The following is a 20,839-nucleotide window of genomic DNA, read 5'->3' as shown; positions in this document are numbered from 1 at the left end:
CGCCCCCCAGCGGCGGCCCGGCCGCTCGATCGGCCCGGACCGGTACGCCGCGGTGCCCTCCCTCCCGAGCCGTGCGGGTCGCCGGACAGCCTGATCCCGCCGCGGCCCCCTTCCTGCGGGCGGTCCGACAGGGGGCCGGACCGCCCGCGGCGGTTCACCGGGCGCGTACGGCGTCCAGCTCCGCCACCGAGGCGAACGTGTCCGACGGGCCGTGCTCGCTGAGCACCTTCAGCGCGATGTGCCTCGCCTTCACCTCCGGGAAGGGCACCGTGAACTCCGTGCGGTCCTCGGGGAAGCTGCCCGCGGCGACCTTCCGCCACGTCTTCCCGTCGTCGGAGACCAGCACCTCGTAGTCCTCGACCCGGCCGTTGATGCCGCCGTCCTGCCGCGGCATGTAGCGCACCCCGGCCAGCGGCCGCCGGTCGCCCGTGTCGACGGACAGCTGCTGCGGCAGCGCGGCGCCGTAGTCGCTGTGCCAGTGGGTGTACGGGTCGTTGTCGACGGCACGCGCGGCGCCGCCCGGCTCGCCGGCGCTCTCCTCGCTGGTGGCCGCGGCCGTCCAGCCCTCCTGCCCGTACATGCCGGAGTTGGCGCCGATCTGGGACTCGGGGTCGGCCGGGTCGGACGTCCGCACCGGCAGTGCGTCGCCGACGCGGTCGTAGGCGTCGAGGAACGGCTGGACGGGGGAGCCGGCGGGCTTCGCCCAGGTGCGGTCGGCGACGACGGCGAGCGGCCGGCGGGCGAAGTAGTCGACCCAGCCGACGGAGTAGTCGTAGGTGCGGTCGGACCACCGGGCCATCCGGTAGCCGAGGATGTTGGGTGCGGACTCGAACGGGTAGTCGCGGTACACGTCGCGCACGTCGAAGAAGGCGTAGTCGCCGGGCGTGGCGCCGAAGCCGGCGCTCATGTAGAGCTTGCTCTCCTCCATGCCGACGGTCGGGTAGCCCTGGGCGGCCCGGCCGCCGGGGGGCGAGAGCCACTCGGTGACCCCGGTGCGCTTGTCCGGGTCGATGCTCGTGGGCTGCTGGAAGTCCCACCACTGCCAGACCTGCGCCGTCTTGCCCTCGGCGCGCACGGCACCGGACAGGTCGTCGATGAACTCCACCAGCACGTCGCCGGGGTACGGGTAGCCCTGTTTCTCCTGGTACGCGACGAGTTCGGGGCACGCCTCCTGCGCCGGGCGCAGCGGGATCTCGTCGGTGCCGATGTGCAGGTACGGGCTGTCGAAGATGTCGGCGACCTCGGCGACCAGTTCGCGGGCGAAGCGCCGCGTCTCCGGCTTGGTGTAGTCCAGCGTCCAGTGGCCGCGGTCCGAGCCCTCCCAGCCGTTGCTCGGCCGGGACATCGACTCGCACGCGAACGCCAGGTCGGGGCGGGCGTCGCCGATGGACACCGCGTGCCCGGGCAGGTCGATCTCGGGTACGAGCGTCACCCCGTAGCGCGCGGCGTAGTCCTCCAGGTCGCGCAACTGGCGCTTGGTGTAGTGCTGTTCCGCGACGATCTCCGGGAACTTGTCGCTCTCGATGCGGTAGCCGTTCCAGTCCGTCAGGTGCAGGTGGAAGGTGTTGAGCTTGTACCAGGCGAGCTGGCGGATCTGCTGCCTGAGGTAGTCCAGGGAGTAGTACCTGCGGCCCGCGTCGAGCATCACGCCGCGCTCGCCGTGGGTGGGGTGGTCGCGGGCGGTGCCGCGGGGGACGGTGTGCTCCCCGTCGCCGGTGCGCAGCGCCTGGAGCAGGGTGCGGGTGCCGTAGAGCACGCCGGTGCGGTCGGGTGCGGTGATCCGGGCGGAGTCGGCGAGGACCAGTTCGTAGCCCTCGGGGGAGGGGGCGCTGCCGCCGAGGGACAGGCCGATGTCGCCGGGGCCGGGGCGCCCGGTGTCGATCCGCGGGCGCAGCCCCTCCTGGAGGTCCAGCTCGCGGGCAAGTATCGCCGCGGTGGGCGCCAGCTTCCCGGCGTCGCCGCGGTCCAGCACGATCCGGCTCTGCCGGGTCAGCTCCCACGTGCCCTGGCCGCCTTCCCACGAGCGCACCGAAGGGATGGTGACGGGCGCGGGGTTGGGCTCGGCGGCCTGGCTCGCGGGCACGCCGGGGGCGAGGGAGAGCAGCATCCCGGCGGCCGCGGCGAGCCACAGGGCGCGGGTGCGGGGGCGCCGGGTGCGGCGGCGGTCGTACGCCCCCGGGTGCGGCGTCCCGGGTGCGGACGGTCTGTGCGATGTTGGCGCTGGGGTCTCCTGCTGCATGGCGGCTCCCTCGGACGACGGCAACTTCCCAGGCGTACCAGCCCGTCGGCGGCCGCGGCCATGGACGGACGCGCCGCGCGGCGTGGACTTACGCGCTCGCGCCTGATGTCCGGTCGGCCCATTGCCATATCGTGTGAGAATCGGTCAAGCTGTTTGTGAATTAATCGCCCGGTCGAGGGAATCTTGACCGGCTCGTTTGCGCCAACCTTGCCCCTGTCCCGACATGCCGCACTACGGTTGGCCATCCACCCAGGACCCCGGTGACTATGACCTCGGCTGCCTGCCCCCGGCTGGGCAGAACGGGCCCCGTGGGGGGAGCACGTGGTGTACACAGACGACGTGACCGGAGCTTCGTGGCGTACCGGCGGCGACGACCATGCCGACCGGGTGGAGTCGCGCTTCGCGCGGAGCTACCGGCTGCACGGATTCACGGTGCTCGAGCTGCACGGCGAGATCGACCTCGCCGCCCAGCTCGATGTCGAGCCGTACCTGGACGTGATCACCGGCGTGCCCGCGCCGCGCGTGGTCATCGACCTGTGCGGGACGGAGTTCCTCGACTGCTCGGGGCTGCGGCTGCTGGTACGCGCCCGCAGGCGCACCGCCGACCGCGGCGGCGAACTGCGGCTGGTCTGCCCCGAGAGCGTCGCCGCGCACCGGGTCATGCGGTGCGGCGGTCTCCTCGACGCGCTCGGCCCGGTGGCGACGCTGGCCGATGCCCTGCCCGGGGAGAACCCGGGAGCGTTTCGCTAGTCAAATTTGATTAGAATCTCGCTCATGTGTTCAGCGCAAGCAGCAGAGAACCATCCCCCGGGTCCCGCCGCCGGTGCGTCGAGCCCCGCCGACACCCACGACGTGATCAAGGTGCGCGGCGCCCGGGCGAACAACCTGGCCGGCATCTCGCTCGACATACCCAAGCGGCGGCTCTCGGTCTTCACCGGCGTCTCCGGGTCCGGCAAGTCCTCGCTCGTCTTCGGCACCATCGCCGCGGAGTCGCAGCGGCTGATCAACGAGACGTACAGCGCCTTCGTCCAGTCCTTCATGCCGAACCTGCCCCGGCCCGACGCCGACGGGCTGCACAACCTCTCCGCCGCCATCGTCATCGACCAGGAGCGGATGGGCGCCAACTCCCGCTCCACGGTGGGCACGGCCACCGACGCGTACGCGATGCTGCGCATCCTGTTCAGCCGGCTCGGCGAGCCGCACGTGGGCACCTCCGGCGCGTTCAGCTTCAACCTCCCCGAGGGCATGTGCCCGCGCTGCGAGGGCCTGGGGGAGGTCTCGGAGATCGACGTCGACCAGCTCGTCGACCGCCGGCTCTCGCTCAACGAGGGCGCGGTGACCATCCCGAACTTCGCCGTCGGCAACTGGTACTGGGAGGTGCTGGCCTCCTCCGGCTTCTACGACCCGGACAAGAAGCTCGCGGACTTCACCGACCAGGAGTGGCACGACCTCCTCCGCAAGGAGACGGTGAAGGTCAGGGTCGGCAACCACAACATCACGTACGAGGGGATCGTCCCCAAGATCACGCGGATGTGGCTGGTGAAGGAGCGCGAGGCGCTGCAGGGCCCCATCCGCACGTTCGTGGACCGGGCCGTCGTCTTCGCCGACTGCCCGGACTGCGGCGGCACCCGGCTCTCCGCCGCCGCGCTCTCCTCGAAGATCGACGGCCGGAACATCGCCGAGTGCGCCGCCCTGCAGATCACCGACCTGGCCAAGTTCGTCCGGGCGATCGCGGACGACTCGGTCGGCCCGCTGCTGGACAACCTGCGCGGGGTGCTGGACTCCCTGGTCGAGATCGGCCTCGGCTACCTCAGCCTGGACCGCCCCTCGGCCACCCTCTCCGGCGGCGAGGCGCAGCGCGTGAAGATGGTCCGCCACCTCGGCTCCAGCCTCACCGACGTCACGTACATCTTCGACGAGCCCACCATCGGGCTGCACCCGCACGACATCCGGCGGATGAACGACCTCCTGCTGCGGCTGCGCGACAAGGGCAACACCGTGCTCGTCGTCGAGCACAAGCCGGAGGTCGTCGCGATCGCCGACCACGTCGTGGACCTCGGCCCGGGCGCCGGCAGCGACGGCGGGCACGTCACCTTCAGCGGCGACGTCCCGGGGCTGCGCGCCTCCGGCACGCTGACGGGCCGGTATCTGGAGCACCGGGTACGGCTGCGCGAGCGGCCGCGGCAGCCGCGCGGGCACATCGCCGTCGAGGGCGCCGGCCTGCACAACCTCCGCGACGTGAGCGTCGAGGTGCCGCTCGGGGTGCTCACGGTGGTCACCGGGGTCGCCGGCTCCGGCAAGTCCTCCCTCGTGCACGGCTACCTCGCCGGCCGGGAGGGCGTCGTGGTCGCCGACCAGTCGCCGATCCGCGGCTCGCGGCGGTCCAACCCCGCGACGTACACCGGGCTGCTCGGCCCGATGCGCACCGCCTTCGCCAAGGCCAACGGCGTCAAGGCCGCGCTGTTCTCCGCCAACTCCGCGGGCGCCTGTCCCAAGTGCAAGGGCATCGGGCTGATCTACACCGACCTGGCGATGATGGCCGGCGTCGCGTCCGTGTGCGAGGAGTGCGAGGGCAAGCGCTACACGCCCGAGGTGCTCACGTACACGCTGCGCGGCAAGAACATCAGCGAGGTGCTGGGGATGTCCGTCGCCGAGGCGCACGGCTTCTTCACCGGCGGCCAGGCGCACGCCATCCTCGGCCGGCTCGCCGATGTCGGCCTGGGCTACCTGCGCCTCGGCCAGCCGCTCAACACCCTCTCAGGCGGCGAGCGGCAGCGGCTGAAGCTGGCCATCCACATGGCCGAGAAGGCGGCCACGTACATCCTCGACGAGCCGACCACCGGGCTGCACATGGCCGACGTCGACAAACTCCTCGCACTGCTCGACCGGCTCGTCGACGACGGCAACTCGGTGGTGGTCATCGAGCACCACCAGGCGGTCATGGCGCACGCCGACTGGCTGATCGACCTCGGCCCCGGCGGCGGCCACGACGGCGGCCGGGTGGTGTTCACCGGCACCCCGGCCGCCCTGGTCGCGGAGGCGGACACGCTCACGGCACAGCACCTGCGCGAATACGTCGACCGGGACTGACCGCCCGTCCCGGGGAGCGCCGGGGCCCGTGCCCTACGCCGCCGCCACCCGCGGCATCCACATCGGCTCCTTGCCGAGCTCCGCCCAGATGTACCTGAGCAGCAGCTCGGACCTGAGCCCGGCGCTCCCCGGGTCGTCCCACAGGTTGCGCGTCTCGCCCGGGTCGGCGCGCAGGTCGAACAGCTCGCCGTACGTCCGCCCCTGATAGACCGTCAGCTTGTAGCGGTCGTCGACGTACGTGCGCAGGCTGACCGCCGTCGGCTCGTGCCGGAACTCGCAGATGACGTGGTCCCGCGCGCTCGGCGCGGCGCCGGTGAGGACCTCCGCCTGGCTGACGCCGGTCATCTCCCGCGGCACCGGCAGCCCGGCCAGCTCCAGGAACGTCGGCGCCAGGTCGACGGTCGAGAGCAGCGCGGAGGAGGCGCGCCCCGCGGGCACCCGGCCGGGCAGGCGGGCGAGGAACGGCACCCGCAGCAGGTCCTCGTAGTGGAACGCGCCCTTGGCCTGGAGCCCGTGCTGGCCGAAGAAGTGGCCGTGGTCGGTGGTGAACACGACGATCGTGTCGTCGGCCAGCCCCAGGGCGTCCAGCCGGTCCAGGATCCGGCCGACGTACGCGTCGAGCATGGAGACCATCCCGTAGTACGTCGCCACCAGCTGCCGCCGCTCGGCGGCCGGCAGCCGGTGGGAGTGGAACCCGTGGACGTACTGCCCGGACTCCCGCCACGGCGAGAAGTCCGGCCGGTCCTGCTGGGTGAGGCCGAAGTGCGGGGGGTTGCCGTCGTGTTCGCCCGCGGCGGCCTCCGGCACGGTCAGCGCGTCCGGGTCGTACATCCGGTCCCAGGGCTCGGGCACCAGGTACGGCGGGTGCGGGTCGAAGAAGCTGGCCCAGCAGAAGAACGGCTCGCCCCGCTCGGCGTACCCCTCCAGCAGCGCGCCGGTGCGCTCGGCTATCCAGGCGTTGTAGTGCAGCTCCTCGGGGATCGGCCAGGTGTGCCGCACGCCGGGGTCCAGGGTGCCGGTCGGCGGCCGGAAGTACCGCCGCCAGTCCGCGCACCCCTGCTGCTCCAGCCAGAGCGCGTAGTGCTGCCCGGCGTGCGCCTCCGCGGTGTGGTTGCGGGCCAGCTCCACGTGGTCGAAGCCGTAGTACGGGCCGTGGAAGTCCCGCCAGAACTCCAGGTCCTGCAGCAGCGGGTACGACTCGATCGAGGGGTGCTCCGGCGTGCTCGCCAGCGGCTGGAAGTGCGCCTTGCCGACCAGCGACGTGGCGTAGCCCGCTGCGCCCAGATGCTGCCCGAGGGTCGGCTGGTCCTCGGGCAGCTTGGTGCCGAGCGTCCACGCGCCGTGCTGGCTGGGGTACTTGCCGGTGATCATCGAGGCGCGGGTCGGGGTGCACGTCGGGTTGGGGCAGTACGCGCGCTCGAAGGCGGTGCCCTGGGCGGCGAGCCGGTCGAGATGCGGGGTGCGGATCTCGGGGTTGCCGCGGCCGAGGGTGTTCCAGTGCTGCTGGTCGCTGGTGACGAGCAGGATGTTGGGGCGGCGGGCGGGCTGCGTCATACGGTGCGCTTCCTGACGGGGGCGGGCGGGTCCCCCGGTCGGGGGCTCGGTCGTCCGGGGAGGGTCGCCCGGAACGGGCCCGGAGTTCAAGACCCCCGCACGGGGCCGGGCGCGGCTGCGGCGCGGAGCGCGAAGATCAGCGGAACCGCGGGCCGGGTCGCCGGGAGCCGCCACCAGCCGCTCGCCGGGTCCCGCTCCATCGCCGCGAACCGCGGCCACGGCAGCAGGTCCGTCTCGCGCAGCAGGTCGACGGCGAGACCGGCGCCGGCCAGCGCCGTGACCACGTCGCCGAGGCCGTGGCGCCACTCGTACCCGGTGGTGGCGCCGGCGAGGGGCGGGCCGTCGGTGTACGTGTGCGGGGAGTCCTTGCGTACGGGGCCGCGGCCGGCGAGGTAGTCGTGGCGCAGCAGCAGCTCCGGCACCCCGTCGGGGCTGCCCGCGGGGCCCAGCGAGTCGAGCAGGGGGTGGAACTCGACCAGGTACAGCACGCCGCCGGGCCGCAGCAGGGTCCGTACCACCTCGGCCCACGCCGCGAGATCCGGCAGGTAGCACAGCGCGCCCTTGCCGGTGTAGACGACGTCGAAGCGCCTCCCGTCCAGCGCTTCGGGCGCCCGGTGCACGTCGGCCCGTACGAACTCCACCTCCCGGCCCGCCTCCGCCGCGATCCGCCGCGCCCCGGCGAGGGACGCGGCGGAGAAGTCGAGGCCGACGGTGCGGGCCGCGCCCCGCTCGGCGAAGGCGAGCGTCTCGGTGCCCAGATGGCACATCAGGTGGAGCACGTCCCGGCCGTGCAGGTCGCCGAGGTCCTCCCATTCGAACGGCGCGAACCAGTCGCCCGGCGCCCGGGAGCCGTCGAGGCCGTAGAAGTCGCTGCGCACGTGTACCGGGGCGCGGGCGTCCCAGTTGGCCTCGTTGGCACGGAGCATCTCGGCGACGGTGGGCGCCGGTCGGTCGTCAGCGGTCATGGCACCTTTCTACCCGCGCCGCCGGCTGCCGCAGAGCCGTTTCCGGGTACGGCCCGACCGCGTCCGGGGCCGGGCGCCCGCGCGTGACGATGCGGCCGCCGGCCGCGCCGACAGTGCGCATCTGCAGCGAGCCGCACTGGCACCGGGTCCAGATCGTCATCCCGTCACCCGTGCGGTGACGCGAGACCGTGTGGAACGGCGTGCTGTCCGCCCAACCGCAGTGGGGGCAGTGACCCTCGAACAACGTGGATGTCCTCTCCCCGCCGTACGCTCCGGCGGTTCTCGTCCGGCGGCGGCCCGTCGGCCCGGGTCCGCCCTGCCTTCCTCGTCCAGCATGGAAGTTTCCTTCGTGCAGGTCTAGGTTGGATTTATGGACAGCACCGTGAAGGAGTACCTACATGATTGACCTGCGCCGGCTGCGGGTGCTCCGCGCGGTCGCGTACTACGGCACCGTGACCGCCGCGGCCGAGTCGCTCCACCTGACCCCCTCCGCCGCCTCCCAGCAGATCCGGCAGCTGGCCCGGGAGCTGGACGTCCGGCTGCTGGAGCCGCAGGGGCGCCGGGTGCGGCTCACGTCCGCGGCGCGCGGACTGCTCGCGCACGCCGACATCATCGAGGCGCAGTGGGAGCTGGCGGCGGCCGACCTGCACGCGCTCGACGAGGAGCCGGTGGGGGAGCTGCGCATGTCCGGGTTCCCGAGCGCGATGTGCCGGCTGCTGGCACCGGTGGCCGGCACGCTGCGCACCGCGCACCCCAGGCTGGACGTACGGCTGCGGGAGGCGGAGCCGGCGGACTGCTACGACCTGCTGTTCGACTGCGAGACGGACCTCGCCGTCGTGGAGGCGTCCGCCGAGGCCCCCGCCCGCGGCGACCGGCGCTTCGAACAGCACACGCTCATCGAGGACCCCTTCGACCTGGTCGTACCCGACGGCCACCCGCTGGCCGAGCGCACCGGCATCGAACTCGCCGAGGCCGCGGAGGAGCGGTGGATCATAGGTCCGCCGGGCGTCTGGTCGCGGCAGCACGTGCTCGCGGCCTGCAGCGCGGCGGGGTTCGGGCCCAACGTGACCCACGAGGCGTGCGACTGGACCGTGACGGCGGTGATGGTCTCGAACGGCCTCGGCGTCGCGCTCGTCCCCCGGCTCGCGCAGCTCTCCGGCGTGCCCTCGATCCGCCGGGTGCGGATAACCGGGTCGCCGATCCCGTCCCGCACGTTCCTCACGGTCACCCGGCGCGGCGCGACGGGCAGCCCCGCGGTGCGTGCCGCGCTCGACGCGCTGGACGTACGGGCGAAGGAGACGGTCGGCTAGGGCCTGGCGTCCGGCGCCCCGTCGTTCGGGGCTTCGCCGGGCTCGCGACGCTCCCTGATCCGGCAGGACCCCGACGACGGGCCCCGGTCGGAGATGCCCGCGGGCCCGCGGGTTTCACGGACCCCGCGGGCCCGCGGGAGGGGGGGGTGGGGGCGGGGCGGAGGAGGGTGCCCCGCCCCCGGGGAGGGGGGTGGGTGACGACCGGACGGCAGGCGCTCGGGCACCGCCGGCCGGTCGCCGCTCGGATGCCGGCGGCGAACCGGCGGGACCGGGCGGGCCGTCGGTACGACGGCCCGCGCCGGCCTGGCGGCGGCGCCTAGTGGGCGCCGGCGCCGGTGAGGGAGCGGACCTCCAGCTCGGCGTACTTCTTGCCGGTGGCGTCCTCGTCCTTCGACAGCATCGAGCCCAGCCAGCCGAGGAGGAAGCCGGCCGGGATGGAGATCAGGCCCGGGTTCTCCAGCGGGAACCACTGGAAGTCCACGCCCGGCCACATGCTGGTCTCCTTGCCGGAGACCACCGGGGAGAACAGCACCAGGAACACCGAGGTGAACAGGCCGCCGTAGATCGACCACAGCGCGCCCTGGGTGGTGAACCGCTTCCAGAACAGGCTGTAGAGGATCGTCGGCAGGTTCGCCGACGCCGCCACCGCGAAGGCCAGCGCCACCAGCCCCGCGACGTTGAGGCTGCCCGCGAAGACACCCAGCACGATGGCGACCGCGCCGATCGCGACCGCGGCGATCCGCGCCGCCGCAATCTCCTCCTTCTCGGTGGCCTTGCCCTTGCGGATGACGTTGGCGTACAGGTCGTGCGCGAACGACGACGAGGACGCCAGGGTGAGTCCGGCGACGACCGCGAGGATCGTGGCGAACGCGACTGCCGAGATCATCGCCAGCAGGATCGCGCCACCGGTGGATCCTGCTCCGCCGCCGATCTCCTCCGCGAGTAGTGGTGCCGCGGTATTGCCCGCCGGATTGGACTCGATGATCGTCTCTTGTTTGATCAGCGCGGCGGCGCCGAAGCCCAGCGCGATGGTCATCAGGTAGAAGCCGCCGATGATGCCGATCGCCCAGAGCACCGACTTACGCGCGGTCTGCGCGGTCGGCACCGTGTAGAAGCGGATCAGGATGTGCGGCAGACCCGCGGTGCCCAGCACCAGCGCGATGCCCAGCGAGATGAAGTCGATCGTCGACGTGCTGGTCACCCCGTACTTCAGCCCCGGCTCCAGGAACGCCGAGCCCTTGCCGGAGTTGTCCGCGGCGGCGCCCAGCAGCTGGGAGATGTTGAAGTCGAACTTCGCCAGCACGAGGATCGTGATCAGCAGGGTGCCCAGGATCAGCAGCACGGCCTTGATGATCTGCACCCACGTGGTGCCCTTCATGCCGCCGATGGTGACGTAGAGGATCATCACCAGGCCGACGAGGACCACGATGAGGTTCTTGCCGGCCTCACCGGTGATCCCCAGCAGCAGCGCGACCAGCGCGCCCGCGCCGACCATCTGCGCCAGCAGGTAGAAGATCGACACCACGATGGTCGACACCCCGGCCGCGGTGCGCACGGGACGCTGGCGCATCCGGTACGCGAGCACGTCGCCCATGGTGAACCGGCCCGAGTTGCGCAGCGGTTCGGCGACCAGCAGCAGCGCGACCAGCCAGGCGACCAGGAAGCCGATGGAGTACAGGAACCCGTCGTAGCCCGCCAGCGCGATGGCCCCGGCGATGCCGAGGAAGGAGGCCGCGGACATGTAGTCCCCGGAGATCGCCAGCCCGTTCTGGAAGCCCGTGAAGGAACGGCCGCCTGCGTAGTAGTCGGTGGCGTCCTTCGTCTTGCGTCCCGCCCACACCGTCACCGCGAGCGTGAACGCCACGAACACGGAGAAAAGCGTGACGATCAGCGTGCGGTGCTCACCCGGTTCCGACTGGGCGAACATCTGCAGCGCGTTCGTCGTGGTGGCGCCCGTCATTTCCCGACCTCCGTGCCGTTGCCGGCCACCCGGCTCTCGACCGCGGCCTTGAGCTGCTCGGACCTGGGATCGAGCTTCGCGGCGGCGTGCCGCGCGTACCACCAGGCGATGGCGAACGTGGTGACGAACTGCAGGATGCCCAGCACGAACGCCATGTTGATGTTGCCGACGACCTCGGTGCCCATGAAGCCGTCCGCGTAGCTCGACAGCAGCACGTACAGCAGGTACCAGGTGATGAATCCGACAGTCAGCGGAAACGCGAACGAACGGTGCGCGCGTCGCAGCTCCCCGAACTCCTCGCTCTGCTGTACTTCCTCGTACACGTCCGGCGGTCTGCCGGTCGGGGGTGTGCTGCTCATCGCGGCCTCCATGGGCGCCTTCGGGGACGGGGGTGTCCGGACGGGCCGGGCGCGGCCACCGTAGAAGCGCGTGGGCCGCCGCGCGAGCCGCCGCGCGCCGGTGGTGCCGTGAACGGCGGCGCGGATGCGCCGAGCGGTAGCGACGGCACGACGAGCGGTCGGCCGGCCCGCCGGAGGCCCTCGGTCCGGATGGTGCACGTGGCCGGCCGCGGTGCCGTACGGGTTGCCCTGCCGCCTGCCGTACGGGAGGGTCAGCCGGCCGAACGCCCCGGGCGGCGCGGCAGGTTCAGCGACTCTGGCGCGTGCAGCCGCAGCAGCGCGTGCGCCGTACCGCTGGGCACGCTGCGCCTCGTCGCCCACGAGACGCCCACCATCACCGCGAACGCCAAGGGCACCGTCCACGCCGCCGGCCGTGCCAGCAGCGCCCCCGGCCAACCGCCGAGCTGCACGCCGAACATCGTCGCCGCCACCGTCGCCAGCGCCGCCCCGCCGCCGGTCAGCAGCCCGGCGGCGGCACCCTGCGGCGTCAGGCCGCGCCACCAGATGCCGAGCAGCAGCAGCGGGCAGAACGACGACGCCGCCACCGCGAACGCCAGCCCCACCACGTCCGCCACGGGCCGCTCGACGACCACCAGCGACGCCACGCACGGCACCGCCGCGGCCGCCACCCCGGCGAGCCGCAGCCGCAGCACGGTCGCCCGCACCTCGGCGCGGGCGTCGGCCGCCTTGCCCGGCGGTGCCGTCACCCGCCGGGCCCGTCTGCGCTCCAACTCCTGCCCCAGCACGCCCGCCACGGACATCGTCAGGCCCGAGGCGGTGGACAGGAACGCCGCGAACGCGCCCGCGGTGAGCAGCGTGCCCAGCACCGCCGCGCCCGGGCCGCCGCCGAGCAGCCGGTCGGGCAGGAGCAGGAGCGTGGCGTCCGTGCGGCCGGTCATGAGGAGTTCGGGGGTGTAGAGGCGGCCGAGGGCACCGTAGAGCGGCGGCAGCAGGTAGAAGGCGGCCAGCAGCCACAGCACGGTCCACGTGGTGCGGCGGGCGGCCGGGCCGTCGGGGTTGGTGTAGAAGCGCACGATGACGTGCGGCAGCCCCATGGTGCCCAGCAGGGTGGCGATGAGCAGTGAGTACGTGCCGTAGCCGGGGTGCTCCGTACCGGACAGCGGGCGCGTCCAGTTGAGGCCGTCGACCGGCTCCTCGTCCACCGGGTGCGGCACGTCGGCGCCGGCGGGGAACCGCACCCGGGTCTCCGCGCCGATCGCGTGCACGCCGGGGCCGATGCGCACCCGCTCGCCGTCCAGCCGCTCGCCGTCGAGCCGGCCGTGCACCGTGACCCGTACCGGATCCTCGACGCGCACGTCGACCGCCTGGTGCACGGTCACCGTCGTCGTGTCGCGGAACCTCGGCGGCGCGTCGGCGTCCGGCCACGGCGCGCCGTCCGCGCGCCAGGCCAGCAGCAGGAAGATCACCGGCACCGCGAGCGCCGTCAGCTTCAGCCAGTACTGGAACGCCTGCACCGCCGTGACGCTGCGCATGCCGCCGGAGGCGACGGTCGTCATCACCACCGCCGCGACCGCCACCGGGCCGACCCACAGCGGCGCACCGGTGACGGTGCGCAGCGTCAGCCCCGCGCCCTGGAGCTGCGGCAGCAGGTACAGCCAGCCGATGAGGACGACGAGCACCGAGGCGAGCTGCCGCACGCGCCTCGACTGCAGCCGGGCCTCGGCGAAGTCGGGAACGGTGTACGCGCCGGAGCGGCGCATCGGCGCGGCCACGAAGGCGAGGAGGACCAGATAGCCGGCGGTGTAGCCGACGCCGTACCAGAGCATGTCGGCGCCGTACGCGAGCACGAGGCCGGCGATGCCGAGGAAGGACGCGGCCGACAGGTACTCGCCGCCGATGGCGGAGGCGTTCTGCAGCGGCGTCACCGCGCGGGAGGCGACGTAGAAGTCGGAGGTCGCGCGGCCGGGGCGCAGCCCGTACACCCCGAACAGGGCCGTGGCGACGCAGACAACGGCCACGGCGACGGCGGGTTGGACGGTGTTCACGTACTGTGCCCTGTCACGACCGCGGTCACGACCGCTCGACGAGGTCGGCGAACTCGGCCTCGTTCTTGCGCGCCTGGCGCTGGTACACCCACGCCAGCGCGAGTATCACGGGGTGCACCGCGACGCCGATCACCAGCCAGGGCACGGGCACGCCGGCCAGCGTGGAGTCGCGCACGCTCGGCACCGTCGCCAGCAGCACCGGCAGGACGCCGAGGACCGCGCCCAGGGCGCCGACGACGAGGGCGGCCAGCCGGAGTTGGGTGCGCATCAGGGAGCGGAGGTAGACGTCGCCCAGCGGGGTCTGCCGGCCCAGGTCGTCGGCGACGAGGGCGCGGCTGCCGGGCAGGGGCTGGGAGCTGCGGGCAGCGAGGGTCCGGGGGTGCGCGACGGTCACGCGGGGCGGCGGCTCCGGGGGCTCGGGCGGGGCGGTGGTCTGCGGGGCGCGGCCGTGCGGCACGCGGGAACCGGACTGCGCGGTGCGCTGCGAGCCGTCCCGGCCGCCGTTCCGGGCGCTTTCCCGGCTGTCGTTCCGGCCGTCTTCCTGGGCGCCGTCCCCGGGCGTGCCGCCTTTGCGGGCGCCGTTCTTGCGGCTGCCCGCCCTCGCTGCGCGGCCGCTTGCCGCGCCGCCCTTCCGCGTGCCGCTCCGCGGCGCGGAGATCCCCCGATCGCCCGCCACGTCACACCGCCGCCGTCGGCGGATGTCGGACCAGCATCTCGCGGACCTGGCGGGTGTGCCGCCGGCTGACCGCCAGCACGTGCCCGCCGAGCACGACGTACGTACGGCCCGCCTCCATGCGCAGCTCGTGCACGTGGTGCAGGGCGACGAGGTGGCTGCGGTGGATGCGTACGAACCCGGCCGCCCCCCACCGCTCCTCCAGCGTCGCGAGGGGGATGCGCACCAGGTGGCTGCCGCCGCCGGTGTGCAGCCGCGCGTAGTCGCCCTGGGCCTCGGCGTAGAGCACCTCGCTGCGCTGCACGAACCGCGTGACACCGGCGAGTTCGACGCTGATGACCTCGTCCGGCGCCGCAGCCCGCTCCGGCGCCGCACCGCCCTGCTCCGGCTGCTCCTCGGGCACCGGCTCCGCGGCCGACTCGGCGCAGCGGCGCACCGCCTCGGCGAGCCGCTCGGGCGCCACGGGCTTGAGCACGTAGTCGGCGGCGTGCAGCGCGAACGCCTCCACCGCGTGGTCCTCGTGCGCGGTGACGAACACGACGCGCGGAGGCTGGGCGAACCGGGATATCAGCCGGGCCAGCGCCAGCCCGTCCAGGCCCGGCATGCCGATGTCCAGGAACACCGCGTCCACCGAGCGGCCCGAGGCCAGCGCCCGGTCGAGGGCCAGCAGCGCCTGCTGCCCGTCGCCGGCCGTCTGCACCTCGGCCACCCGCGGGTCGCGGCGCAGCAGATATGCCAGCTCCGCCAGGGCGGGCTCCTCGTCGTCGACGGCGAGAGTGTGCAGCATGCGGGAACCCTATGCGGGGCGCGGCGGCAGCGAAACCCGTCTATCGCTCACATCCCGGCCGGCCCGCTCTGCACCGCGTCCGGATGGAACTTCGGCACCCGGACGTGCACCTTCGTCCCGGCCCCCGGAGCGGTCTCGATGACGAGCCCGTAGGCGTCCCCGTAGACCTGCCGCAGCCGCTCGTCGACGTTGCGCAGCCCTATGCCCGGCGCCCGCGGCGCGTCCCCCGCCAGCTCGGCCAGCTCCGCCAGATCCCCGGCGAGGGTGCGGGCCAGGGTCTCCGCCGCCATACCGGCGCCGTCGTCCTCGACGCTGATCAGCGCCTCGCTGCCGCCGTCCGCCGCGGTGATCGTGAGCCGGCCGGGACCCGGCTTCTTCTCCAGCCCGTGCCGCACGGCGTTCTCCACCAGCGGCTGCAGGCACAGGAACGGCACCACGACGCTCAGCACCTCCGGCGCCACCCGCAGCGAGACCTCCAGCCGGCCGCCGAAGCGGGCGCGCTCCAGCAGCAGGTAGCGGTCGATGCAGCGCAGCTCCTCGGAGAGGGACGTGAAGTCGCCGTGGCGGCGGAAGGAGTAGCGGGTGAACTCGGCGAATTCCACGATCAGCTCGCGGGCGCGCTCCGGGTCGGTGCGCACGAAGGAGGCGACGGTGGACAGCGAGTTGTAGATGAAGTGCGGCGAGATCTGCGCCCGCAGCGCGCGCAGCTCCGCCTCGCTGGCGGCCGCCCGGGAGCTGTCCAGCTCGGCCAGCTCCAGCTGCGCGGAGACCCAGCGGGCCACCTCGGAGACGGCGCGCACCAGGCCCGCGGACGTCTGGGAGGTGAAGACGGCGAGCACGCCGTCGACGCGGCCCGCGACCGCCAGCGGCACCGCCACGGCGTGCCGCAGCGGGCAGTCCGGCCAGGCGCAGGCCACCTCGCGGGGGCCGATGACCTGCGTACGGCCGCTCTCCGTCACCTGCGCCGCGGCGCCCGGGACGGCTTCGGAGTGGTCGTGGCCCGGCTTGCCCTCGGGGCCGTCCCAGGCCAGCAGCTCGCCCGTGCCGTCGGCGAGCGCGAGCGCGGGGGCGCCGAGCAGGTCGCGCAGGTGGGGGGCGGCGCGGCTGGCGCTGTCGGCGGTGAGGCCGGCGCGCAGCGGCGGCGCGGCGAGGGACGCCGTGTGCAGCGTCTCGTACGCGGCGCGCTCCTGCGGCGTGCCGTACTGCCGGTTCCGTGCGACGTAGACGCCGATGAGCGCCGCGGCGGCGCAGAGCACCACGACGGCGCCGAGCAGCAGCGCGGCGGTGGCGGCCGACATCCCGGGCATGGACGGACGCTACCGCGCCGGGGCCGGCGGCGGGAGCGGGCGTCGTCGACCCGCGCTCCCGGCGGGCAGCGGCGTCAGCCCGCGGTGCCCGCCACGGAGCCCGGCAGCACCTTGTCGACGTAGTCGGCGACCGCGGCGTCGAGCCCCACGTCCTGCTGCGCCTGCTCGGCCAGCAGCCAGCGGTGCTCCAGCACCTCGTGGTAGACCTGCGCCGGGTCGAGCTGGCGCCGCAGATCCAGCGGCACCGCGCCCACGGTCGGCCGGAACACCTCCCGCACCCAGCGGTGCGCCAGCACCTCCGGCCGGGCACCGAGCGGGTCCCCGGGCGCGTAGTCGTCCTGGGTCGCCATCCAGCTCTCCAGGTCGTTCAGCAGCCGGCGGGCCTGGTTCTCCTCGGTGTCCATGCCGGTCAGCCGCAGCAGCTGGCGCTGGTGGTGGCCGGCGTCGACGACCTTCGGCACGAACGAGACGGTGTCGCCGCCCGGCGAGTGCGTGATCTGCATCTCGGCGACGTCGAAGCCGAGGTCGTGCAGACGGCGTATGCGGCGCTCGATGTAGTGCCGCTTGTCGGCCGGGTAGACCGACTGCCGGGTCAGCTCGTGCCACAGGTCGCCGTACCGCTCGGCGATGGCCGCGCCGAAAGGGATCGGGTCGATCGACGGGTGCAGCGCCCCGGAGGCCTCCAGGTCCATCAGCTCGCCCGAGATGTTCATACGGGCCAGCTCGATGTCGTACTCCCGCTGGCCGTGGCTCAGCCGCGGCTGGATCTGCCCGGTCTCGGCGTCCACCAGGTAGGCGGCGTACGCGCCGGCGTCGCGCCGGAAGAGGGTGTTGGACAGCGAGCAGTCCCCCCAGGCGAAGCCCGACAGATGCAGCCGGACGAGCAGCACGGCCAGCGCGTCCATCAGCCGGTTCACGGTGCTCGGGCGCAGCGTGGTCTCGAACATCGCCCGGTACGGGCGCGAGCCCACCAGGTGCCGGGTGACGAGCGCCGGCTCCAGCGGCTCGCCGTCCGCGCCGGTGCGGCCGGTGACGACCGCGAGCGCGTCCACGGCGGGGATGCCGAGCCGGTCGAGGTCGCGCAGCAGCTCGTACTCCCGGCGGGCGGCGCGCTCCGGCACCTCCTTGATCGCCACGACCTCCTCGCCGGCCTCGGCGAAGCGCACCACGTGCCGGGAGATGCCACGCGGCAGGTCGACCAGGCAGCTCTCCGGCCAGGTGTCGAGCGGCAGCTCCCAGGGCAGGTCGAGCAGCGCGGCGGGATGCTCCGGGTTGGTGGCGCTGATCTGCAGCTCCGGGCGCACGGCGGTCCTCCTCGGTCGTTCGCCTTCCATCATGCGGTGCCGGCCGCGGCGGCGAGGAACTGGGTGGTCGCCAGCTCCGCGTAGAGCCGGTCGCCGGCCACCAGCTCGGCGTGCGTGCCCACCGCCCGCACCCGGCCCGCGTCCATCACCACGATCCGGTCGGCGCTCGTGACCGTCGACAGCCGGTGGGCGACGACGAGCACGGTGGTGCGGCGCGACACCTCCGCGACGGTGTCGCGCAGGGCCGCCTCGTTGACCGCGTCCAGTTGCGACGTGGCCTCGTCGAGCAGCAGCAGCCGGGGCCGGCGCAGCAGCGCCCGGGCGATGGCGACGCGCTGCCGCTCGCCGCCCGACAGCTTGGTGCCGCGGTGGCCCACGAGGGTGTCCAGACCCTGCGGCAGCCGCGCCACCAGGCCGTCGAGCCGGGTGGTCCGCAGCACCGCCCGCACGTCGTCCTCACCGGCCGCCGCGTTGCCGAGCAGCAGGTTGTCGCCGAGCGAGCCCGAGAGCACCGGGGCGTCCTGCTCCACGTACCCGATGGCGGCCTGCAGGGCGGGTATCTCCCAGTCGGTGACGTCGCGGCCGTCGAGGAGTATGCGCCCGTCGGTCGGCTCGTAGAACCGCTCGATCAGGGAGAAGACGGTCGTCTTGCCCGCCCCCGACGGACCGACGAACGCCGTCATGCCGCGCGGCGGTATCCCGAAGCTGACGCCGTGGTGCACGTACGGCAGGTCGTCCGCATACCGGAAGCGGACGTCCTCGAACGCCAGCGCCGCCGGCTCCGCTCCCGGCTCCGGCAGCGGCGCGGGCGCCGCGACGGGCTCGGCGGGCAGCTGCTGGGCCTCGCGGATGCGCTCCAGCGCGGCGGCCCCCGTCTGGTACTGCGCGACCGCGGCCACCACCTGCTGGATCGGCGACATCAGATAGAAGACGTAGAGCAGGAAGGCGACCAGCGTGCCCACGTCGATCGACCCGGTCGCCACCCGCGCGCCGCCCACCGCCAGCACGGTGATGAACGCGACCTGCATGGACAGCCCCGCCGTGTTCCCGGCCAGCGCCGACCACTTGGCGGCCCGCACGCTCTGCCGCCACGACTCCTGCGCCGCGGCGTGCACCGCCTGCTCCTCACGGTGCTCCGCGCCGGACGCCTTGACCGTGCGCAGCGCGCCGAGCACCCGCTCCAGCGCGGCCCCCATCAGGCCCACGGACTCGGCCGCCCGCTTCGCCGCCCGGTTGATGCGCGGCACGATGAAGCCGATGACCGTGCCGGCCGCGACGATCACCCCGGCGGTCACCCCGAGCAGCACCGGGTCGACGACGCCCATCAGCACCAGCGTCGCCACGGCGGTCAGACCGCCGGTGCCGAGGCCGACGAGGGTGTCGGTGGTGACCTCGCGCAGCAGCGTGGAGTCCGACGTCACCCGGGCCATCAGGTCCCCGGGCTCCGTGCGGTCCAGGGCCGAGATGCGCAGCCGCAGCAGGTACGAGCTGACCCGGCGCCGCGCCGTCAGCACCACCGACTCGGCGGTGCGCCGCAGCACGTACGAACCCAGCGCCCCGACCCCGGCGTTGGCGACGACCAGCACCGACATCAGCACCAGCGCCCCCGCGATGGACCGGTCCTCGGACAGGTCGTCGATCAGCGACCGCGCCACCAGCGGCAGCGCCAGCCCGGTGGCCCCCGTCGCCAGCGACAGCAGCGCGCCGGCGAGCAGCGCCCAGCGGTGCGGGCGCGCGTAGGCGAGCAGCATCCGCCACGGCGGCGTGCCTGCTTCGGGGGTCTCGTCCACGGCCACTCCCCACCTCCGGCGATCTCACCGAGATCCTACGGCGGCGGGACGACAGGGCCGGAAGTTGTCCACAGGCCGCGCGACCCCCCGGCCGGCCCCGGTCCGTGCGCCCGACGCCGGGCCCGGGCCCGGCCGTTGGCGCCTCAGCCCGCGGCGTAGATGTCCCGGTAGTGGCGCAGCGCCCGGCGGCGCAGCTCCCCGGCGGGCTCGCCCGCGAAGCGGTCCGGCGCCAGCGCCGCGAACCCGGCACCCGCGTCGCCGCCGTCCATCGCCTCCGCGAGCGCGGCCGCCGCGCCCGCGGCGTGCGTGACCCAGACCGCCGTCGCCGACCACAGCCCGGGCAGCCCGTCGAACGGGCCGAGCAGCGGCAGGTTGTCCGGGGTCACCGAGAACACCCCGTTGAGGCGGACGGCGGGGGTGAAGCGGTGTCCGGGTGGCAGCAGCGCGAGCGCGGCCGCCACCGCCCCGTCGAACGGCTCGCCCGGCCAGGGCTCCTCGGCCTGCACCCCCAGCTCCGCGGCCGCCACCGGCAGCGGGACGTGGTCGTACGTGCCGATCCCGTCCCGGTCGCCGTGGTCGCGGGCGTAGGCGTGGTGCTCGGGCCAGCGCACGAACGGCCCGCGCGGGTGCCGCGCCTGGTGCGGCCCGCCGTAGACGTACGGGTGCGACACCGGCGTCAGCGGCAGTTCCACGCCCGCCCGGGCGGCGAGCAGCGGGCCCCAGATCCCGGAGGCGAGCACCGTGTCGTCGGCCGGCAGGAGCGTGCCGTCGGCGAGCCACACGCCGTGCACCCGCCCGGCGCGTATCTCCAGGCCCGCCGCCTCCGCCCCGTCGGCGAACCGCGCGCCCCGGGCCTCGGCCCGGCGCCGCTGCGCCGCGGTCAGCAGCCCGGCGCGGGCGGTGCCGTCGCCGGGGAAGTACAGCCCGGCCACCGCCGTCTCCGGGTCGACCAGCCGCGGCGCCAGCGCCGCGGCCTCCGCGGGCCCCACCAGCCGTGCGGCCAGACCCTCCTCCTCGGCCGCGGCGGCGCGCCTGGCCAGCGTCTCGTACGCCGCGGGCGTGGTGGCGACCTCCAGGCAGCCGGTCTCCTCGAAGCCCGCACCGCCCGTCAGGTCGTGTTCGTCGGTGATCTCCCGGTAGCTGCGCACCGTGGCGCGGGCCAGCCCGGTGAGGACCGGGGCCTCGCCGAGCACGCCGACGTAGCCGGGCGCGTGGCCCGTGGACCCGTACAGCCGCCCGGCGGGGGAGCGGTCGAGGACGGTGACCTGGCAGCCGTCCCGCCCGGCCAGCTCCCGGGCCAGCGACGAGCCGACGATGCCGGCCCCGACGATCACGATGCGGCGAGTCATGCGGCGATCGGAACACGGCCCCCGCGCACCCGGCAACAACGTCTCACGACCCGAACACCGCGGACCGGTGCTGTCACATCGGCCGCCGCTCGCTGGTCACGGTGATG

General features: G+C 73.9%; 15 protein-coding genes. 3 read left to right on the top strand and 12 right to left on the bottom strand.

The window, feature by feature from the left end; all coding sequences use genetic code 11:
• Window positions 1-154: 154 nt before the first annotated feature.
• Window positions 155-2,239, bottom strand: coding sequence for a family 20 glycosylhydrolase (locus LG396_RS24465; RefSeq protein WP_225796406.1), 2,085 nt, complete (start codon window positions 2,237-2,239; stop codon window positions 155-157).
• Between the two features lie 324 nt (window positions 2,240-2,563).
• Here LG396_RS24465 and LG396_RS24460 point away from each other — a divergent pair, with 324 nt between their 5' ends.
• Window positions 2,564-2,989, top strand: coding sequence for an anti-sigma factor antagonist (locus tag LG396_RS24460; protein WP_225796405.1), 426 nt, complete (start codon window positions 2,564-2,566; stop codon window positions 2,987-2,989).
• 24 nt (window positions 2,990-3,013) lie between these two features.
• Window positions 3,014-5,329 carry an ATP-binding cassette domain-containing protein gene (locus LG396_RS24455; RefSeq protein ID WP_263979554.1) on the top strand — a complete coding sequence of 772 codons (2,316 nt, stop codon included), beginning with the start codon at window positions 3,014-3,016 and terminating at the stop codon, window positions 5,327-5,329.
• Window positions 5,330-5,362: 33 nt separating this feature from the next.
• On the opposite strand, the gene LG396_RS24450 is transcribed toward LG396_RS24455, so the two are convergent.
• Both LG396_RS24450 and LG396_RS24445 read right to left on the bottom strand, forming a co-directional pair.
• Window positions 5,363-6,883: a sulfatase family protein gene (locus tag LG396_RS24450; protein WP_037754399.1), complete on the bottom strand. Its 1,521-nt coding sequence runs from the start codon at window positions 6,881-6,883 to the stop codon at window positions 5,363-5,365.
• 86 nt (window positions 6,884-6,969) lie between these two features.
• Window positions 6,970-7,848, bottom strand: a complete 879-nt coding sequence (locus LG396_RS24445; RefSeq protein WP_225796404.1) for a class I SAM-dependent methyltransferase — start codon at window positions 7,846-7,848, stop codon at window positions 6,970-6,972.
• Between the two features lie 398 nt (window positions 7,849-8,246).
• Here LG396_RS24445 and LG396_RS24435 point away from each other — a divergent pair, with 398 nt between their 5' ends.
• Window positions 8,247-9,158 (top strand): LysR family transcriptional regulator, encoded by a 912-nt coding sequence (locus LG396_RS24435; protein WP_145898939.1) that lies wholly within the window; start codon window positions 8,247-8,249, stop codon window positions 9,156-9,158.
• 316 nt (window positions 9,159-9,474) lie between these two features.
• Here the strand turns inward: LG396_RS24435 and LG396_RS24430 are convergent, their stop codons facing one another.
• The 9 genes from LG396_RS24430 to LG396_RS24390 all read right to left on the bottom strand — a co-directional run bounded on the left by LG396_RS24430 (window position 9,475) and on the right by LG396_RS24390 (window position 20,732).
• On the bottom strand, window positions 9,475-11,118 hold the full coding sequence (locus LG396_RS24430; protein ID WP_018838223.1) for a monocarboxylic acid transporter: 1,644 nt from the start codon (window positions 11,116-11,118) through the stop codon (window positions 9,475-9,477).
• Window positions 11,115-11,489 carry a DUF485 domain-containing protein gene (locus tag LG396_RS24425; protein WP_051642892.1) on the bottom strand — a complete coding sequence of 125 codons (375 nt, stop codon included), beginning with the start codon at window positions 11,487-11,489 and terminating at the stop codon, window positions 11,115-11,117. Before LG396_RS24425 ends, LG396_RS24430 begins: the two co-directional genes overlap by 4 nt.
• A gap of 239 nt (window positions 11,490-11,728) precedes the next feature.
• Window positions 11,729-13,522: a sodium/solute symporter gene (locus LG396_RS24420; RefSeq protein WP_225796403.1), complete on the bottom strand. Its 1,794-nt coding sequence runs from the start codon at window positions 13,520-13,522 to the stop codon at window positions 11,729-11,731.
• A 25-nt stretch (window positions 13,523-13,547) separates the two neighbouring features.
• Window positions 13,548-14,198, bottom strand: a complete 651-nt coding sequence (locus LG396_RS24415) for a TMEM43 family protein (RefSeq protein WP_225796402.1) — start codon at window positions 14,196-14,198, stop codon at window positions 13,548-13,550.
• A gap of 1 nt (window position 14,199) precedes the next feature.
• A complete protein-coding gene (locus LG396_RS24410) occupies window positions 14,200-14,982 on the bottom strand; it encodes a LytR/AlgR family response regulator transcription factor (RefSeq protein ID WP_225796401.1) in 783 nt (260 codons plus the stop codon).
• Between the two features lie 47 nt (window positions 14,983-15,029).
• Window positions 15,030-16,280, bottom strand: a complete 1,251-nt coding sequence (locus LG396_RS24405; RefSeq protein ID WP_037754388.1) for a histidine kinase — start codon at window positions 16,278-16,280, stop codon at window positions 15,030-15,032.
• Window positions 16,281-16,363: 83 nt separating this feature from the next.
• Window positions 16,364-17,593 (bottom strand): DUF4032 domain-containing protein, encoded by a 1,230-nt coding sequence (locus tag LG396_RS24400; protein ID WP_225796400.1) that lies wholly within the window; start codon window positions 17,591-17,593, stop codon window positions 16,364-16,366.
• A 29-nt stretch (window positions 17,594-17,622) separates the two neighbouring features.
• A complete protein-coding gene (locus LG396_RS24395; RefSeq protein WP_263979563.1) occupies window positions 17,623-19,344 on the bottom strand; it encodes an ABC transporter ATP-binding protein in 1,722 nt (573 codons plus the stop codon).
• A 182-nt stretch (window positions 19,345-19,526) separates the two neighbouring features.
• Window positions 19,527-20,732, bottom strand: a complete 1,206-nt coding sequence (locus tag LG396_RS24390; RefSeq protein WP_225796398.1) for an NAD(P)/FAD-dependent oxidoreductase — start codon at window positions 20,730-20,732, stop codon at window positions 19,527-19,529.
• Between the last annotated feature and the right edge of the window lie 107 nt (window positions 20,733-20,839).

The organism is Streptomyces aculeolatus (assembly GCF_020400605.1).
Taxonomy (GTDB): Bacteria; Actinomycetota; Actinomycetes; order Streptomycetales; family Streptomycetaceae; genus Streptomyces; species Streptomyces aculeolatus.
The sequence above is the reverse complement of the archived record's forward strand: the minus strand, read 5'-3'. Positions and strand labels throughout refer to the sequence as shown.

Excerpts from the sequence above, each read along its gene's own strand:
- LG396_RS24405 (WP_037754388.1), bottom strand. The coding sequence starts at position 16,280 with ATGTCGGCCGCCACCGCCGCGCTGCTGCTCGGCGCCGTCGTGGTGCTC.
- LG396_RS24435 (WP_145898939.1), top strand. The coding sequence starts at position 8,247 with ATGATTGACCTGCGCCGGCTGCGGGTGCTCCGCGCGGTCGCGTACTAC.
- LG396_RS24430 (WP_018838223.1), bottom strand. The coding sequence starts at position 11,118 with ATGACGGGCGCCACCACGACGAACGCGCTGCAGATGTTCGCCCAGTCG.
- LG396_RS24395 (WP_263979563.1), bottom strand. The coding sequence starts at position 19,344 with ATGCTGCTCGCCTACGCGCGCCCGCACCGCTGGGCGCTGCTCGCCGGC.
- LG396_RS24390 (WP_225796398.1), bottom strand. The coding sequence starts at position 20,732 with ATGACTCGCCGCATCGTGATCGTCGGGGCCGGCATCGTCGGCTCGTCG.
- LG396_RS24465 (WP_225796406.1), bottom strand. The coding sequence starts at position 2,239 with ATGCAGCAGGAGACCCCAGCGCCAACATCGCACAGACCGTCCGCACCC.
- LG396_RS24445 (WP_225796404.1), bottom strand. The coding sequence starts at position 7,848 with ATGACCGCTGACGACCGACCGGCGCCCACCGTCGCCGAGATGCTCCGT.
- LG396_RS24455 (WP_263979554.1), top strand. The coding sequence starts at position 3,014 with ATGTGTTCAGCGCAAGCAGCAGAGAACCATCCCCCGGGTCCCGCCGCC.
- LG396_RS24450 (WP_037754399.1), bottom strand. The coding sequence starts at position 6,883 with ATGACGCAGCCCGCCCGCCGCCCCAACATCCTGCTCGTCACCAGCGAC.
- LG396_RS24410 (WP_225796401.1), bottom strand. The coding sequence starts at position 14,982 with ATGCTGCACACTCTCGCCGTCGACGACGAGGAGCCCGCCCTGGCGGAG.
- LG396_RS24425 (WP_051642892.1), bottom strand. The coding sequence starts at position 11,489 with ATGGAGGCCGCGATGAGCAGCACACCCCCGACCGGCAGACCGCCGGAC.